This window comes from Candidatus Frackibacter sp. WG13, assembly GCF_900114655.1.
In the GTDB taxonomy this organism is placed as follows: domain Bacteria; phylum Bacillota; class Halanaerobiia; order Halobacteroidales; family Acetohalobiaceae; genus Frackibacter.
Map to the genome: position 1 here is coordinate 170,409 of NZ_FOTT01000002.1, position 17,381 is coordinate 187,789.

Annotated in this window: 15 protein-coding genes; all 15 read left to right on the top strand. The window is 35.4% G+C overall.

Annotation, left to right across the window (positions count from 1 at the left end):
* The first annotated feature begins 167 nt into the window (after nucleotides 1-167).
* The 15 genes from BM077_RS02370 (at nucleotide 168) to BM077_RS02440 (ending at nucleotide 17,290) form a co-directional block, all read left to right on the top strand.
* A complete protein-coding gene (locus BM077_RS02370; protein ID WP_089747715.1) occupies nucleotides 168-1,112 on the top strand; it encodes an NAD-dependent epimerase/dehydratase family protein in 945 nt (314 codons plus the stop codon).
* A 66-nt stretch (nucleotides 1,113-1,178) separates the two neighbouring features.
* On the top strand, nucleotides 1,179-1,862 hold the full coding sequence (locus BM077_RS02375; RefSeq protein WP_089747713.1) for a response regulator transcription factor: 684 nt from the start codon (nucleotides 1,179-1,181) through the stop codon (nucleotides 1,860-1,862).
* On the top strand, nucleotides 1,862-3,247 hold the full coding sequence (locus BM077_RS02380) for a sensor histidine kinase (protein WP_089747711.1): 1,386 nt from the start codon (nucleotides 1,862-1,864) through the stop codon (nucleotides 3,245-3,247). The genes BM077_RS02375 and BM077_RS02380 overlap by 1 nt, the downstream gene beginning before the upstream one ends.
* Nucleotides 3,248-3,377: 130 nt before the next feature.
* Entirely contained in the window at nucleotides 3,378-5,000 is a 1,623-nt protein-coding gene (locus BM077_RS02385; protein WP_176941589.1) for an ArnT family glycosyltransferase, read from the top strand.
* An 87-nt stretch (nucleotides 5,001-5,087) separates the two neighbouring features.
* Nucleotides 5,088-5,813: a glycosyltransferase family 2 protein gene (locus tag BM077_RS02390; RefSeq protein WP_090095114.1), complete on the top strand. Its 726-nt coding sequence runs from the start codon at nucleotides 5,088-5,090 to the stop codon at nucleotides 5,811-5,813.
* Nucleotides 5,813-6,097: a lipid-A-disaccharide synthase N-terminal domain-containing protein gene (locus tag BM077_RS02395; protein WP_089747708.1), complete on the top strand. Its 285-nt coding sequence runs from the start codon at nucleotides 5,813-5,815 to the stop codon at nucleotides 6,095-6,097. The genes BM077_RS02390 and BM077_RS02395 overlap by 1 nt, the downstream gene beginning before the upstream one ends.
* 31 nt (nucleotides 6,098-6,128) lie before the next feature.
* Nucleotides 6,129-7,739, top strand: a complete 1,611-nt coding sequence (locus BM077_RS02400; RefSeq protein ID WP_089747706.1) for an ArnT family glycosyltransferase — start codon at nucleotides 6,129-6,131, stop codon at nucleotides 7,737-7,739.
* A 159-nt stretch (nucleotides 7,740-7,898) separates the two neighbouring features.
* Nucleotides 7,899-8,756, top strand: coding sequence for an SLBB domain-containing protein (locus BM077_RS02405; protein ID WP_176941588.1), 858 nt, complete (start codon nucleotides 7,899-7,901; stop codon nucleotides 8,754-8,756).
* A gap of 253 nt (nucleotides 8,757-9,009) precedes the next feature.
* Nucleotides 9,010-10,470: a GumC family protein gene (locus tag BM077_RS02410; protein ID WP_089747702.1), complete on the top strand. Its 1,461-nt coding sequence runs from the start codon at nucleotides 9,010-9,012 to the stop codon at nucleotides 10,468-10,470.
* Nucleotides 10,463-11,170, top strand: a complete 708-nt coding sequence (locus tag BM077_RS02415) for a CpsD/CapB family tyrosine-protein kinase (protein WP_255361526.1) — start codon at nucleotides 10,463-10,465, stop codon at nucleotides 11,168-11,170. Before BM077_RS02410 ends, BM077_RS02415 begins: the two co-directional genes overlap by 8 nt.
* 44 nt (nucleotides 11,171-11,214) lie before the next feature.
* Nucleotides 11,215-12,006, top strand: coding sequence for a tyrosine-protein phosphatase (locus BM077_RS02420; protein ID WP_089747698.1), 792 nt, complete (start codon nucleotides 11,215-11,217; stop codon nucleotides 12,004-12,006).
* A gap of 208 nt (nucleotides 12,007-12,214) precedes the next feature.
* Entirely contained in the window at nucleotides 12,215-12,880 is a 666-nt protein-coding gene (locus tag BM077_RS02425; RefSeq protein ID WP_089747696.1) for a sugar transferase, read from the top strand.
* Between the two features lie 358 nt (nucleotides 12,881-13,238).
* Entirely contained in the window at nucleotides 13,239-14,120 is an 882-nt protein-coding gene (cysD, locus tag BM077_RS02430) for a sulfate adenylyltransferase subunit CysD (protein WP_090095116.1), read from the top strand.
* 128 nt (nucleotides 14,121-14,248) lie between these two features.
* Nucleotides 14,249-15,397 (top strand): RNA-binding domain-containing protein, encoded by a 1,149-nt coding sequence (locus tag BM077_RS02435; RefSeq protein ID WP_089747692.1) that lies wholly within the window; start codon nucleotides 14,249-14,251, stop codon nucleotides 15,395-15,397.
* An 84-nt stretch (nucleotides 15,398-15,481) separates the two neighbouring features.
* Nucleotides 15,482-17,290 carry a GTP-binding protein gene (locus BM077_RS02440; RefSeq protein ID WP_089747690.1) on the top strand — a complete coding sequence of 603 codons (1,809 nt, stop codon included), beginning with the start codon at nucleotides 15,482-15,484 and terminating at the stop codon, nucleotides 17,288-17,290.
* The last annotated feature ends 91 nt before the right edge of the window (nucleotides 17,291-17,381 follow it).

The window sequence follows — 17,381 nt, forward strand, 5'->3', positions numbered from 1 at the left end:
CCTCTGGATAATTCCAGAGGGGTTTTTATTTGCTTTAGATTGTGAATTTAATAATAAAATAGAGAAATTAACAGGAAATTAAAGAATAATAGTGAAATACATAATGGTATATTAAAAATAATAGTCTAAATTTCAAATAAATAGTTGAAGGATAGGAGTGTTAATAAATGAAACATTTAGTAACCGGAGCAGCTGGTTTTATTGGTTCTAACTTAGTCGAGGGGTTATTAGCTAGAGGAGAGCAGGTGGTCGGTGTTGACTGTTTTACTGACTATTATGCGCGAGAATTAAAGGAGAAGAATTTAGAAAAGATAATAGAAGCGGATAACTTCGAGTTTATTGAAGCAGACTTATTGGAGCTTGATTTGGTTGACTTATTAGCGAGAGTAGACTATGTGTATCATCAAGCAGCACAAGCAGGAGTGAGAGCTAGCTGGGGACAGAGCTTTGATATTTATACTGATAATAATATTAGAGTTACGCAACAGTTATTAGAAGCAGCTAAAGAATCTGAGATTAAAAAGTTCGTTTATGCATCTTCTTCTTCAGTTTATGGGGATACTGATAATTTACCGATGCAAGAGACCAATCGGTTGCAGCCGGTTTCTCCTTATGGTGTATCCAAATTAGCAGCAGAGAATTTATGTTATCTATATTGGAAAAACTTTGGGGTGCCGACTATATCTTTACGGTACTTTACTGTTTTTGGGGAAAGACAACGACCAGATATGGCTTTTCATATTTTTATTAAAGCTATCTTAACCGGTAAACAGATTACTATCTTTGGTGATGGGACACAGTCAAGAAACTTCACTTATGTCGGCGATGTAGTACAAGCTAATATCTTAGCAGCAGAGAGTGATGAGAAAGGAACTATCTTTAATGTGGGCGGTGCTGGCGAACGGGTGACTCTAAATCGGACAATTAATATTATGGAAGAGATTATCGGTAAAGAGGCAGAGAAAGAATACCAGGCGGTAGCCAAAGGAGATGTTAAGCATACTGAAGCAGATGAGACTAAGATTAGAGAAAAACTAGGATATAAACCTAAAGTAGGTTTACAGACCGGTTTGGAAAGAGAAATAGCTTGGTTACGACAGATTTATCTATAAAATTTTTAGGTGGAGTCTTCTTAGCTGTTTTAGATAAATTTCTGGTATTTGGAGGGTCTTAAAATTATGAAGAAACGAGTGTTAATTATTGAGGATGAAAAGAAGATTGCTCGCTTTCTCGAATTAGAACTGACCTATGAAGGATATAATACTGAGGTCGTTTACAATGGTCAAGAAGGATTAAAAAAAGCCCAAGAGAGTAATTACGATATTATTTTATTAGATATTATGTTGCCAGAATTAAACGGTATGGAAGTCTGTCGTCAGATTAGGCAGAACTCTAGTGTGCCGATTATTATGGTGACCGCTAAAGATGAAGTAACAGATAAAGTGTTCGGTTTGGATAGCGGTGCTGATGATTATTTGACTAAACCATTTGCTATTGAAGAGTTATTGGCACGAATGAGAGCTAATCTTAGAAAGAAAAAGAATGACGCAGAACAAAAAGATGAATTAAAATTTAGTGATTTAGTTATGGATGTTAATACCAGAGAAGTGTGGCGTAGTGGAGAAAAGATAAAGCTAACCAAACGGGAATATGATTTGTTGAAATATTTATTGATTAATCAACGAGTTGTACTGAGTAGAGAACAGATTAGTCGAAAAGTATGGGGTTATGATTTCGAAGGGAATACTAATATAGTCGATGTTTATATTAGATATCTAAGGAGTAAAATAGATGATCCTTACGATACTAAGTTAATCCATACTGTTCGTGGAGTAGGTTATGTTTTAAAGGAGGAGAGTTAATGTTTACCTTCTTACATAGATTTAAAAAGATATCATGGCGGTTGACGCTGATTTATGCGATTATCTTCTTAATGGTCTTAATGCTATTAAATTTGATTATTCAAAACGGGGTAGAGTATTTATTGTTAAAAGATGTTCATCAAGAGTTTAGACATATAGGCCAACAGATTTCTAAGGAATTAACGCAAGAGCTTAAGGAAAATCAAACCGACATAACCAAATTGGACTTAGTAGAAGATTTTAGGATTTTTTCTACCAATTTAGCAGCCAAAGTAACGGATGCTGATGGTGATTTAATTGATGTTTCTAAAGAATTGGAGAATATTGAATTGCCACAAGGAGTTAAACCGAATCAATTCACTGAATTTAGTACCAAAGGGAAAGAATTTTTATATCTTAAAAAATTAGTGCAATATCAAGGTCAGCACTTAATTCAATTAGAAATGGTAAGAGATATAACTTCCTTAGAAAGAACCGAGGATATTTTGGGATTTATTATTTTGATTACTACTATGTTAGGTGCGGTCTTTTCAATATTGAGTGGGTTGTTTATGACCCGGCAGATTTTAGCGCCGATCGAAAGTATTATAGAAACGGTAAATAAAATCAGTATCGGAAATTTACAAGACCGTTTGAAAGTTAGAGATGTAGACGATGAATTAAGTCGTTTAGCTAAGACATTTAATCAGATGTTATCTAGACTAGAAGAAGCAGTTAAGAGACAAAGAAGATTTATAGGTGATGCTTCACATGAATTACGTACTCCGATATCTGTCATTCAAGGATATATTAATTTATTAGATAGATGGGGAGCGGAAGATAAAGAAGTTTTAGAGGAAGCAATTACCGCTATTAAGGATGAAACTGAAAACATGTCTGAGCTAATCGAAAAGTTACTCCTAATTGCTAAAGGAGAAGAAAGACAGCATATAGAAAAACAAGAGATTGCTTGGGAGCGATTAATGAGTGAAGTGGCGCAGGAGTCTAGATTGAGAGCACCTGAATTGAAAATAAAGGTCGTGAAAAACCCAAGTATCAATTTAAAAGGAGATCGTAATTTACTTAAGCAGATGTTAAGGATTTTTTTAGATAATAGTATTAAATATACGCCAGATGATGGGAAGATTACTTTAAGTACTGTAGACAAAGGTGAAAATATAGAAATTAGAGTTAAAGATAGCGGTATTGGAATAGCTAAAAAAGATCTTGCTAATATCTTTGATAGGTTTTATCGGGTAGATGAAGCTAGAAGTAAGAGACAAGGTGGTCATGGTTTAGGTTTAGCAATTGCTCAAGAGATTGTCAAGGTGCATCAAGGAGAGATAGACATCAAGAGTAAGCCAGGAGTAGGAACTATAGTAATAGTTAAGTTACCCAAACAATAATCCTCAAAAGGGGTTGTTGTTTTTTATTTTCTAATCAAATTTTAATCTTTTTTTAATAGCTAACTAATGTTAGACCGTTAGAATATAGATGGGATAGTTTAGAACGAGAAAATTTAAGGAGAGAATGGAGATGCAGTCTAGTCTATTACTATCAAAAAGAAGTATCATTTATATTCTAATCTTAGTTTTAGCTTGTGGGATTTTATATTTGCCCTCCACGGTCAATCGAGATTTACATGGAAAAGAAGAATTAAAATACGTGGAAGTTGCGCGTGAGATGGCAGCAGGTGGAACGTGGTTAGTACCTCATTTTGGTGGCGAATTTTATGCTGATAAACCACCGGTCTATTTTTGGATTTTGAACCTCAGTAAGCTGATTTTTGGTACTTATTCAACTTTAGCGATGGCCTTGCCGAGTATATTGGCTAGTATTATCATTGTTTTATTAACCTTTTGGTTAGGCTGTAAGTTACTGAATGAAAAGTACGCTTTTTTAGCCGGGTTGATATTAATGACCAGCTTATTATTCTTTGGATTATCAATAATTGTTAGAATGGATTTATTGATGGAAATCTTTATTATGGCTACTTTAATTTCTTTTTATTTTGGTTATAGCAGTTATAAAGGGAGCAGGGCTAAGAAAAAATATTATTTTTTGCTCTATCTATTTATGGGATTAGCTACGACGATTAAAGGACCGGCGGGATTTTTGGTTCCGTTAGTAGTGATTCCGACATTTCTATTAGTAGAAAAAAATTTAGCCGAATTAAAAGAGATGGAGTTAAAAAAAGGCTTGGGGCTTTTTTTAGGAGTAGTTTTGTTATGGATAGTACCGGCTCTCATTAGCGGAGGGAAAGATTACGCTTATCAATTATTAGTAGTGCAAACTTTTGGACGAGCTCTTAATTCATTTGCGCATGCTCGGCCGTTTTATTACTATTTAATGACGTATCCGGTGACATTTTTGCCGTGGACTTTCTTCTTAATTAGTAGTTTTATTTATTTGATTAAAAATAGGGGTACTTTAAGATGGGAGGTTAAATTTTTATTAGTCTGGTTTTGGTTACCGTTTATTTTATTTTCCTTAATTAGTGGTAAATTAGTAATTTATCTATTACCTATTTATCCAGCGGCTGTTTTGTTAGTAGCTCATCTATTTAAAGAGATTATTTCCGGTAAAGCTAGCAAGAAATTCATAGTCGTTCCGGCTCTTTTAACATTGGTTATGTTAGGCGGGGGCGGGTTAGCCTTACCACAATCAGTATCAGGAATTACTTTGAGTTCTGGATTGAGACCAGCGATTATTTCTTTTTTGGTGATTGGTTTAATCGGATTGATTATTTTATTAAAAAAGCGGTATTATTTAGTTCCGTGTATGATTGTTTTAATGTTGGGAATTTTCATCTTGAACTTTTCAATAACTACTGTTCCAGCTTTAAGTCAAGATTATACTATGAAACCGTTAGCTATTAAATTAAAGGAATTTAAAACACAAAAAAAGGTAACGAACTTAGTTGCCTATCGATATAATGAAGTGGATGCTTTAGCAGTTTATACTAATGTTTTTGTTAAAGAGATTAATAATCAGCAGGCAATGATAGATTATTTTCACCAAAAAGATAAAGTATTGGCAGTGATCCAACAGGACCAATGGCCTAAATTAAAGAAAAGATTACCTAGCGGAATTAGTCGAATATATTCGTCTAATGGATATTTGTTAATCTATTATCAAACAGAATCTGATAGTAATTGAAAGTTATTGATTAAAGGTGGATAGCAGGATTTTTAAAAGGAGTATTGAAATAATAATGGTGTGGTTTGGAAAAGGAGGAAATCAATGATGAAAGAATATGAAGTAGAATTATCAGTAGTTTCTCCAGTTTATAACGAATACGATAATTTAATTCCGCTAACCGATCGAATTAGAGAGGTTCTTGAAGATGAGATAGATTCTTTTGAAATTGTGTATGTTGATGATGGGAGTACTGATGGAAGTAGTGAACTTTTAGATGAATTAGCTGCTAGATATGAGGAAGTTAAGGTATATCATTTTACAGAAAATAACGGACAGACAGCTGCTTTTGCTGCGGCGTTTGAGAAGGCTACTGGCCGTTTAGTGGCAACTTTAGATGCTGATTTGCAGGTTGATCCAGCTGATATTCTTAAACTCTTACCACGCAGTGAAGACCATGATGTAGTCTGTGGAATTAGAGAAGATCGACAGGATACTTGGGTTAAAAAACTTTCTTCAAAGATTGCTAATGGAGTTAGAAATAGATTAACTCATGAAGATATAGTAGATACTGGTTGTCCTTTGAAGTTATTTAAACAGGAAGTTGTCAAGGAGTACTATTTATTTGAGGGAATGCATCGTTTCTTCCCTACTTTAGCTAAGTTGAATGGTTATAAAGTAGCAGAGGTGCCGGTTAATCATTTTTCTCGGAGACATGGTGAATCAAAATACGGAATCAATAATAGATTGTGGAAAGGATTAATTGATACTTTGGCTGTGAGATGGATGCAAAAACGAAATATAGACTACACAATTAAGGAGGAGACCGAATAATGGCAATAGGTTGGGTGATTGTAGGTTTTATCGGACAGGCTATGTTCTCATTAAGGTTTATAATCCAATGGTTAGCTTCAGAAAAAGCCAAACAAAGTGTAATTCCTACTGCTTTTTGGTACTTCAGTATCTTAGGGAGTTTAACCTTATTAACTTATGCTATTCATCGGCGGGACCCGGTCTTTATAGTGGGGCAAGCGACTGGTTCTTTCATTTATTTAAGAAACTTGACCTTAATTAAGAAGAATAAAGGGGAAACAGTAACTGATCAGGAATTAGAATAAGAATCTAAATAAAAAGAGGTGAAAAAGTAGGATGGAGTTAAGTCTATCTAAACGGAGTCTTATTTATATTTTATTATTAGTTATATTCTGTGGTATTCTATATTTACCATCTACAGTTAACCGAGATTTGCATTATAGAGATGAATTGCGATATGTAGAGGTTGCGCGTGAAATGGCAGCTGCTGGAACGTGGTTAGTTCCTCATTTTGGGGGTGAGTTTTATTCCGATAAACCACCGTTCTATTTTTGGGTGTTAAATTTGAGCAAATCTATCTTTGGAAGATATTCAACGTTAGCTATGGTGTTACCAAGTATAATGGCCGCAATAATTATAGTTTTATTAACATCGCATTTCGGCAAGGTGATTTTAGGGGAGAAATATTCCCTACTGCCAGGGTTAATATTGGCTACTACGTTACTATTTTCGGGGTTAGCGATCTTTGTTCGGATGGATTTGTTAATGGCGATCTTCATTATCGGAGCTTTGCTTTCATTTTATATGGGCTATCAGACGAAGGATGACGACCGAATAAAAGGGAGATACTACCTTTTAGTCTATTTATTAATGGGAATTGCGACCGCTATTAAAGGACCAGCTGGTTTTTTGGTCCCGTTAGTGGTGATTCCGGGTTTTATTATATTAGATGGCAATTTGGCTGAGTTTAAACGACTTAAGTTAGGTAAAGGTTTGGGAGTCTTCTTAGGTGTTATCTTGCTTTGGTTGGTTCCGGCAGTGATTAGTGGCGGGAAGGAGTATGCTTATCAGTTATTAGTGGTGCAAACTTTTGGACGAGCAGTCAATTCTTTTGCTCATAATAAACCGTTTTATTATTATTTAATGACGTTACCGGCGACAACCTTTCCATGGTCACCGCTTTTGATTTCTAGTTTTATTTACTTTATTAAGCAGAGAAAAGAGATTACAACTGATGTTAAGTTTCTGTTGGCTTGGTTTTGGCTGCCTTTAATTCTCTTTTCGTTATTTAGTGGTAAGCTAGTCTTTTATTTATTACCGATTTATCCGGCAGCTGCTCTTTTAGTAGCTTATTTGTGTCAGAAGGTAATTAAAGGAGAGGCAAATAGTAAATTTTTGAGTATACCAGTAGTGTTGACGATTTGTGCTTTTATTGCAATTGGGGCAGCAATACCAAAGTCGGCCGAAGGAATAGCTCTGCGAGCTTTGATGAATCCAGCTCGAATTTCTTTTATGATTTTAGGAATATTTGGTCTGTTTTTAATCTTTAAGAAGAAGTATTATTGGACGCCATACTTGATTAGTCTTTTGGTCTTGATTTTTATCTTTAATTTCTCCGTAGCGGTAGTACCGTTGGCAAGTAAAGGATATACTAAAAGACCGATTGCTAATAAGTTGAAACAGTTTCGAGAAGAAAAGGGAGTTAAGAATATCGTTGGTTTTAATTATGGAGAACCAGAATCTCTAGCTGTTTATACCGGTTTTTTGATTCATGATATCAATAGTAAAACAAAATTAGTTAATTATTTTCAACAAAGAAATGAGGCATTAGCTATAATGGACCAAAGTGCTTGGCAACAGGTCCATAAAGTGTTACCGATGGGAGCTAAGAAAGTTTATTCATCGAATGATTACACACTCATTTATTATGAAGGTCAAGACAAGTAAGAATTAAGATAGGTAATTAGTTAGTATTGTTTGACAAATAAAGATGATTATGGTATATTAATAAAGGATCCGTTGTGGAGCCTTTATTTTTATTTATATATGTAAAAAAATGTAATGTGTCGCTTTATAGAAAATATGATTGCCTAGGGGGGAATTATGGTGCGTAGGGTAAGTTTAGTGTTAGGTATTTTAATCTTGATGGTCTTGATTAATTCAGTAGGAATATGGGCTAATGATTATAAATTAAGTGTTGATGACCAGCTTTTTATTTCTGTCTGGGGGCATCCAGACCTGCAGCGGCAAACAGTAGTGGGGCCAGATGGTAAAATAAACTTTCCGCTAGTAGGAGAGATTAAAGCAATAGGATTGACAGTGAAAGAACTGACTAAGGTGCTTGATACTAGATTGCGTCAGTATATTAAATTACAGGAAGCGCAAGTTAATGTAGCTTTAGAGAAGTATCAAAGGTTTAGAGTCACAGTATTAGGTGAAGTTAATAGACCGGGTACATATCAACTGCAAAAAGGGAAGCGAATATTAGATGCTATTTCTTTTGCAGGTGGAGTTAATCAATTAGCTGATTTGGCACATGTAAAATTAACACGAAATAATAAGTCCTTACTAATAGAGTTGGAGTCATTATTAAATGGGGATAATACTTTGCAAAATTATAAATTAGAAGATGGAGATGTTTTATATATCCCCGAGGATACTATTGAGGTTACGGTTTTAGGGGAAGTAAGAAAAGCAGGCAAATATAAGTTGAAGCGAGGAGTGCATTTAAGTGACTTGATCGCTCAAGCCGGAGGATTGACCGATAGAGCTAGCAATAAAGCTAAATATATTTCCGGAAAGAGAACTGAAAGTTTAGAGTTAGCCAAGATATTTAATAAAAAGTCTAATAATCCTAATTTAAAAAATGGAGACACGGTCTATATTCCGAAGACAAAGTATGATTGGCAACGATTTTTCTTCTTTGTAGGTGGGTTGAATTCATTGAAAGATCTTTTGAATTAAATAAATACTATCGGGCAAACAAGATTGATATCTAAGATGTTTGCATAATCAATTGATACCGCCTACGAATTCCGCTACGACTTCCTTAAAGATAAGCATGAGCTGTTTTAAACTCCCTACGGTCAAACAAAAACAGCTTATTTATGCTTATCTTTACTCCAGTCTGCTTCATTCTAAATGGCTAACATCAATTGATTATGCTTGAAAACTAGTCTTTAGAATTGATATTACTATTAAAATTAGGAGGAAGATCATGGAGCGATTAGAGGATGAGATGATAGAGATTGATTTAAGAGAATATTTTAATATAATCTGGCGACAGAAATGGTTAATTATCGGTATCTGCATATTGGCAGTTGTAATTAGTTATGTGGTAAGTATGCAGATGCAGCGAGTTTATCAGACTTCTACTCTAGTAATGATTAAAGAGGACCAGGGAGTTCAGAATTTATTTGATGAGAAATTATCTTTGTTAACAGGGCAGACTGATAAGGTTGCTACTTATACACAGTTGTTAAAGAGTAGGCGGATTATTGAGAAGGTTATTAAGGAATTAGATTTAAGAGAAGAAGAGACAGGAGAACTGATCGAACCTAAAGCATTAAGAGACCGAATTAGTATTGCTGGGAATGCTGAAGATAATCTGATTAATATTACTGTGAATTATCCGGACCCAGTAACGGCGAAGAAAATAGCTAATACGTTAGTTGCTAAATTTAAAGAAGTAAACCAGCGGATAAATCAAACGGACTTACAAGGAGCAGCTGATTTTATCACTAAGCAATTAGCTACTGTCAAAGAGCAGTTGGCTAACGCTGAGGACAAGCTATTGGCTTATAAAGAAAAGAGGGGCGTTGTATTACCGACTGAACAGGCAAAAGTAACCTTAGATAAGTTGACCGAACTGGAGACATTAGCGGCTAAAACGGACGTGGAGTTAAAAGAGTATCAAGCTGGATTGCAAGAAGTAAAAAGGAGCTTGACTGGACAGAATAAGGAGATAGTCTCAACCAAGACGATCACTAAGAATCCGATAGTTGAAAATTATCAGACTAAGTTAGCCGAATTAAAGGTTCGTTTAGCAAGCCAAAAAGAGATATATACAGATAGACATCCTAAGATAATAGCATTGAAAAGACAGATAGATGAGGTTCAGCAACGATTGAAGGCGGCGGTCAAAGAGGTAATCGGTGCTAGGACAAAGACGATTAATCCGCTCTATCAATCTTTACAAGGTAAAGTTATCGATTTGCAGACTAAGATTATAACGGTGCAAGCGAAACAAGGGCTTTATAAAGAACAGATCGATAAATTAGACGAGCAGTTAAGTTCACTACCTAAGAAGGAATTGCAGTTAACACGATTGGAACGTAAAAGTAGGGTAACTGAAAGGATATATACGATGTTAATGGAAAAAAACGAAGAAGTTCAGATTCAAAAGGCGATGCAGACATCAGATTTAGTAGTGATTGACTCAGCGATAGTTAAAGGGATACCGATTAAGCCAAATATAAAGTTAAATATAGTGATCGCAACATTTTTAGCAGTCTTTGTTGGTATTGGCTTAGTCTTTGTATTAGAGTATTTCGATGATACGGTTAAGAGTGAGGAAGATATTGAAAGGTTAACTGGACTACCAGTATTGGGTACAATTCCTGACTTAGAACAGATCGATCATACACGGGGATATGGAAGGGGTGGAGATATTGAATAGGAAAGAAGAAATTAGAGATGATGAATTAATAACTAAATATAATCCAAAATCACCAGCAGCAGAAGCCTATCGAAGCTTACGGACTAATATTTCTTTTTTAAGTCCTGACCAACCGTTAAAAACGATAGTCTTGACAAGTAGTAATCCCGGAGAAGGCAAGTCATTAACGGTAGCTAATTTAGCGATTTCAATAGCACAGACCGGTAAGAGGGTAATTATTATTGATGCTGATTTGCGAAAACCTACCCAGTATCGATTCTTTAGGATGACTAATCATACTGGGTTGAGTAAAATTTTAACCGATAAAATAGAATTTGATGAAGGTTTGCGAACGACTAAAATAAAAGGTGTACAGTTAATTAGTAGTGGACCGATTCCACCTAATCCGGCGGAATTAATCGGTTCAGCTAAGATGAAGGAAGTAATTAAAACAGCGAGAGCAAAGGCAGATCTGGTTTTAATTGATACACCACCAGTTATTGCTGTAACTGATACTACCGTCTTAGCAGATAAAGTGGATGGCTTTGTATTAGTAGTAGCTGCACAGATGACATCTAAGGAAGTGTTGATTAAGGCAAGAGAGACTTTAGATAAAGTGCGAGCTAATGTGATCGGTACGGTGCTTAATAGAGATACTATATATTATGGGAATGAAAAGTATTATGATTATTACTACTATGGAGAGAGGGTTAATGCATAAAGATAGAATATAAATGCATAAAGATAATAATGAGGTGATAAATAATGATCGACCTGCATACTCATATCTTGCCTGGGGTAGACGATGGAGTAAAGAGTTATCAAGAAGCACTAATGGTAATTAAGGAGGCAGAACGGCAAGGAATTAAAAAGATGGTAGCTACCCCACATGACGACTATCAATCGAATATGAAAAAGATTAAAGAGAAAGTCGCTAAGTTACAAGCAATGATTAATAAGGAAGGGTTAGATGTACAAGTCTTGATCGGTGCTGAGACTTATTTGACTCCAGAATTAAGAGAACGGGCGGCAAAAGGGTTAGTAAATACGATTAATGATAGTCGTTATCTATTATTAGAACTACCTTTTGGACATCTTCCAAACTATATAGATGATGTTTTTTATGATTTACAAGTGTTGGGATATATCCCGATCATTTGTCATCCAGAGCGATATAGATGGGTCAGGGAGGAACCTAATTATCTCTATAATTGGGTCAAGCAGGGGATCTGTTTTCAACTAAATGCAGGAAGTTTGTTGGGGCAATTTGGCTCAAAGGTGCAAGAAACGGCAGAAATTTTAGTTAAGCATAATTTAGTACAATTGATAGGTAGCGATGTCCATTCTATTGATAACAGAGGTATATGTTTAGAGCAAGGGGTAAAAAGACTAAAAGGATTGGTAGGCAATGACGTAAAGTTTTATCTACAGAATGCAGGATTAGTGATTAATGATGAAGAAGTAGAGTGTGTTGCCCCGAAGTATTATAAGAAGACGGTTAAGGTATTCGATAACTTTTTTGTTAATAAGTTAAAGACTGCACTTGGTTGGAGATAGTTATTATAACGTGTTGTGCTATTTTATGAAAATAGGAAGGAAATTGGAATTTAATATTGAAATAGATAAGTGAGTGTGATAAAAAGCACAATAATATTTTAAGATGTGATAGTGGTTACATTTTTATTGATTAAGAGTTGGTAGAATGGAATTATGATATAGATATATATAATAGGTGGAGTATTATCTTACGAGGGGTGAACAATAGATGGCTGAATTAGAATCTAAAGTCATTAATTCAAGGGTTAGTAGAGCAGCATTTGAACGAAAACGCAGTCAGGATCTAGGTTATCAGTTTTATTTAGCTAATAAACGATTAATAGATATAGTAAGTTCGATAATTGGTTTGATATTAACTCTACCCATAATGATCATGACGGCAATAGCGATTAAATTAGAGAGTCCAGGACCGGTTATCTTTAAACAGAAGAGAGTCGGATTGAATGGCAAAAAATTTACGATCTATAAATTCAGGTCGATGGTAGCGAACGCTGAAGCTGAGACAGGTCCAGTCTGGGCTCAAAAGAATGATATGCGGGTAACTGAGGTAGGTAAGTTTATTCGCAAGACTCGGATAGATGAGTTACCTCAGTTTGTGAATATATTGAAAGGTGAGATGTCATTAGTAGGCCCTCGTCCAGAACGAGCAGTCTTTATCGAAGAGTTTAGTAAGGATTATCCACATTTTGAGGATAGATTGTTAGTAAAACCAGGAGTTACTGGTTTAGCACAAGTAACTGGCGGCTATGAATTAACTCCGCATCAGAAAGCTAGATTGGACTTACTTTACATACGGAGACAAGGATTGTGGTTGGATATAAAGGTCTTGCTACAGACTGTGCGAGTTGTTATTTTTGGTGATGGCGCTAGATAGTTGACAGTTGATAGTTGATAGTTGACAGTTAAAGTCAAAGTCAAGGTCAAGACCATTAAAAGCGGTTTGACACAGACTGACACAAGACGGACACAGACTAAAGACAAAAGATTATAGAGTTAGTTGGTAGATTATCGTTTGGTTTGAAGGTGAGTATGATATAATATATTTAAAATATGATATGTTTTTGATTGTGAGGTTTAATATTTATGAATGCTATTCCTTTTAATGAGGGGATAGAAATATGAATCGTCGTTATTTAGCTTTAATAGGAAGAATTGAAGAAGAACTTTCGGAATTAGAGATTAATGAATTTATTCAATTTATGGAGCAAGAGGATAAGGAGGAGAATTAATCTATGGATCATTTGGATAAGTTAGAGAATAGAGCAATTCATATTTTAAGAGAGGCTTATAGTGAGTTTAAGAATTTAAGTATGTTATGGTCGATTGGCAAGGATAGTACGGTTATGTTATGGTTAGCTAGGAAGGATTTCTTTGGTCATGTGCCGATTCCTTTGGTGCATATCGATACTGATTATAAGATTCCGGAGATGATTGAGCATCGTGATAGATTAGCTCGAGAATGGAAGTTAGATATGATTTATGGTCAGAATAAGAAGGCTTTGGAAGAGGAACAGACTTTTCCTGATGGAAATACGACTAGAATAGAATGCTGCCAAAAATTAAAGACGGCAGGACTAAAGAATACATTAAATGGGAGTTGGCCTCGCTATCGAATGAATCATAATACTGGTGAGTATGAAATTGATAAGAATACTGAGCCGTATACTGGGGTTATCGTTGGTGTAAGAGCTGACGAGGAAGGTACGCGGTCTAAGGAGCGATACTTCTCGCCACGTGATAGAAATAATGATTGGGATATCGGTGACCAGCCACCGGAGTTTTGGAGTCAGTATAAGACTGATTTTGCGCCAGGGACTCACGTTCGGATTCATCCGTTGTTGGATTGGACGGAGTTGAATATTTGGGAGTATATTGAACGAGAGAATATTCCGATGGTTTCGCTTTACTTTGATCAAGGTGATGGAACTAGATATAGGTCATTAGGCTGTGGTCCTTGTACTAATCCTGTCGAATCGACAGCTAGTAATCCAGCGGAGATAATTGAAGAGTTGAAGACTGGGAAGTTTTCTAATATTGCTGAGAGAGCAGGTCGTGAGCAGGATAAGGAAGACGGTGGAGGTTTAGAAGAGTTGCGTAAAGAAGGTTATATGTAAGGCTGAGGTTGAGGCTAAGATTGAGATTAAGAAATTAATTAAATAGAAAATAGATTATCGTTTGTTTTGAGAGTGAGTATGATATAATAATATATAGGGAGTAGTATTCGGAAGGTGGGGTGTGATGTATGACCGCAAGCAATCTAAAAGAGATTTTGGCTCAGGGAGAGAATTCTTCAATAGAATTTAAATCAGCTGAAGTAAGACCATATTCTCTAGCAAAAGAGATGGTTGCTTTGTCAAATTCATTTGGAGGAATAATATTAATAGGTGTAGATGATGATGGGCAAGTAGAAGGAATAGATGATGAATTTAACTATGAAGAATGGATAATGAATATTGCGAGGAATAATGTTATCCCTGAGATAAATTTAGAGATTGAAAAAAGAGAAATAGATCATAAGAGGATAATATTAATAGATATTCCTAAGGGAAAAACTAAGCCTTACCAGACGAATAAAAATGAGTTTTTAGTTAGAGTAGGTTCTACAAATAGAAATGCATCACAACAAGAATTGCTTAGATTATTTCAGAAGTCAGGCTTCTTTCATTTTGATAGCACGGGAGTAGATGGTACTTCTTTAAAGGATATTAATTTAACTAAAGTAGATGAATATTTTTCTAGATATGATATTGAATTTATAAATGAGAGTGAAGAGGATAAAGTAAGATTATTGCGAAATACCGATATATTAACAGAAGAAAATAAAGCAACTGTTGGTGGGTTGCTTATTTTTGGGATCAATCCGCAGAGATATCTTTTAAATGCTTCAATTTCTTTTGCTAGATTTAAAGGGAAAGAAATGGGGGCGCAGTTGATTGATAAAAAAGTAATAGACGGAAATTTAGATATTCAAATAGATACTACATTTTCACTGATAAAGAATAATATAATAAATTCATCTGATATAGTTGAGACCAAAAGAGTAGCTAAGAATGAAACTTATCCAGATAAGGTATTTAGAGAGTTAATTGTAAATGCCTGTGTGCATAGAGATTATTCAATTTTTGGTTCTAGGATAAGGATATTATTCTTTGATGATAGAATTGAGTTTATAAATCCAGGCAGATTGCCTAATACTGTAACGATAGATAAATTAAAAGCAGGAGTTTCGTATGCCATCAATCCTGTAATTGTTAAATTTATGGAGAACATGAGGTATGTTGATAAATTAGGGCGAGGTTTGCCTATGGTTTATCAGGAGGCAAAGAAGAGAGAGAAGAAGGTTCTTTTTGAGGAGATAGGGGAAGAGTTTAAGGTTACGCTGTATTTATAATAGTTGACGGTTTACAGTTGATAGTTGACAGTGAAGCCCAGGAATACAGGTTAAGGCTGAATACTAAACAGAGGAGAGTAGTCGATGACTGATATAGTAGATAATCAAAAGGATGATTTAAATATAGTTATTGCTGGTCATGTTGATCATGGGAAGAGTACGATTATTGGTAGATTATTGGCTGATACTGATTCTTTACCGGAGGGTAAGTTAGAGCAGGTAAAGGAGACTTGCCGGCGTAATTCTAAGCCGTTTGAGTATGCTTTTCTATTAGATGCATTAAAGGATGAACAATCACAGGGAATTACTATTGATTCGGCGCGGTGTTTTTTTGAGACTGATATGAGACAGTATATTATTATTGATGCGCCGGGACATATTGAGTTTTTAAAGAATATGGTGACTGGGGCAGCTAGAGCTGAAGCTGCTTTATTGGTGATTGATGCTAATGAAGGTGTACAGGAAAATTCTAGACGTCACGGCTATATGTTATCAATGTTAGGGATTAAACAGGTGACGGTATTAGTTAATAAGATGGATTTAGTTGATTATGAGCAAGAGGTATTTGAGGAGATAGTTGAGGAGTATACTCAATTTTTAAAGCAGATAGATATTGAACCGGAGTCTTTTGTGCCAGTTAGTGGGATGGAAGGAGATAATATAGCTAGTTTATCGGATAGAACTCCTTGGTATGAAGAGGAAACTGTCTTAGAAGTATTAGATAGCTTTAAAGCAGAGGAGTTACCAGCGGATAAGCCGTTTAGAATGCCGGTACAGGATGTTTATAAGTTTACTAAAGGCGGAGATGATCGAAGAATTGTTGCTGGAAAGATAGAAGCTGGTCAAGTGAATGTCGGGGATGAAGTTGTCTTCTATCCATCAGGGAAACGAAGTAAAGTTAAATCTATCGAAGCTTTTAGTGCAGCATCACCAGAGAGTATTGGGGTAGGTTATTCGACAGGCTTTACGTTAGAGGAACAGATATATGTGACTCGTGGAGAAATGGCAACTAGAGCAGATGAACCTCGACCGGAAGCAACTTCTCGGATAAGAGCTAATCTCTTTTGGCTAGGTAAGAAGCCGATGGAGAAGAAGAAGAACTACTATTTAAAACTGGGTACAGCGAAAGTAAGAGCTAAAATAGAAAAGATAGAACGAGTAATTGATGCTTCGGACTTAAATCAAGACGAAGCTAAAGACAAGATTGAAAGACATGATGTAGCTGAATGTGTATTGAAATTAGAAAAAGCTATAGCTTTTGATTTAGCTAGTGAGATAGCAGAAACCAGTCGATTTGTAGTTGTAGATGAGTATGAAATAGCTGGTGGAGGTATAATTCAGGAAGCTTTAGAAGATGAACAGAGCTGGGTAAGAGAGAAAGTTATGCTTAGGAATTATAAATGGGAAAAGAGCCATATTACTAATGATGAACGAGCTGAGAAGTATAATCAGAAGTCAACTCTAGTCTTAATTACAGGTGAAGAAGATGTGGGTAAGAAGCCGACAGCTAAGGCTTTAGAGAAGAGATTATTTAACGATGGAAAGATTGTTTACTTCTTAGGAATCGGTAATCTATTATATGGTGTGGATGCTGATATTAAAGGTGAGAATAATCATCGAGAAGAGCATTTGAGAAGACTAGCAGAAGTATCACATATCATGCTTGATGCTGGGGCGATATTAGCTGTTACAGCTATAGAGTTGACACAGGAAGACTTGGAGCTAATTAAGACAACGGTTAATCCAGAGAAGATAGAGACTGTTTGGTTAGGTGAGAATGTGACTACGGATATCTCATACGACCTGCATATTCCGAAGTTTGAAACGGCGGAGAAATCAGCTAATCGGATTAAGAGTTTACTACAAGAACGTGGGATTATATTTAGGGTTTAATTAGTTGACAGGGAATAATAGTTGACAGTTAAGACATAAAGAGTTTTTGAGGGTTTAGTGTTAAACCCAAACATTATTTTAGTTTATAATA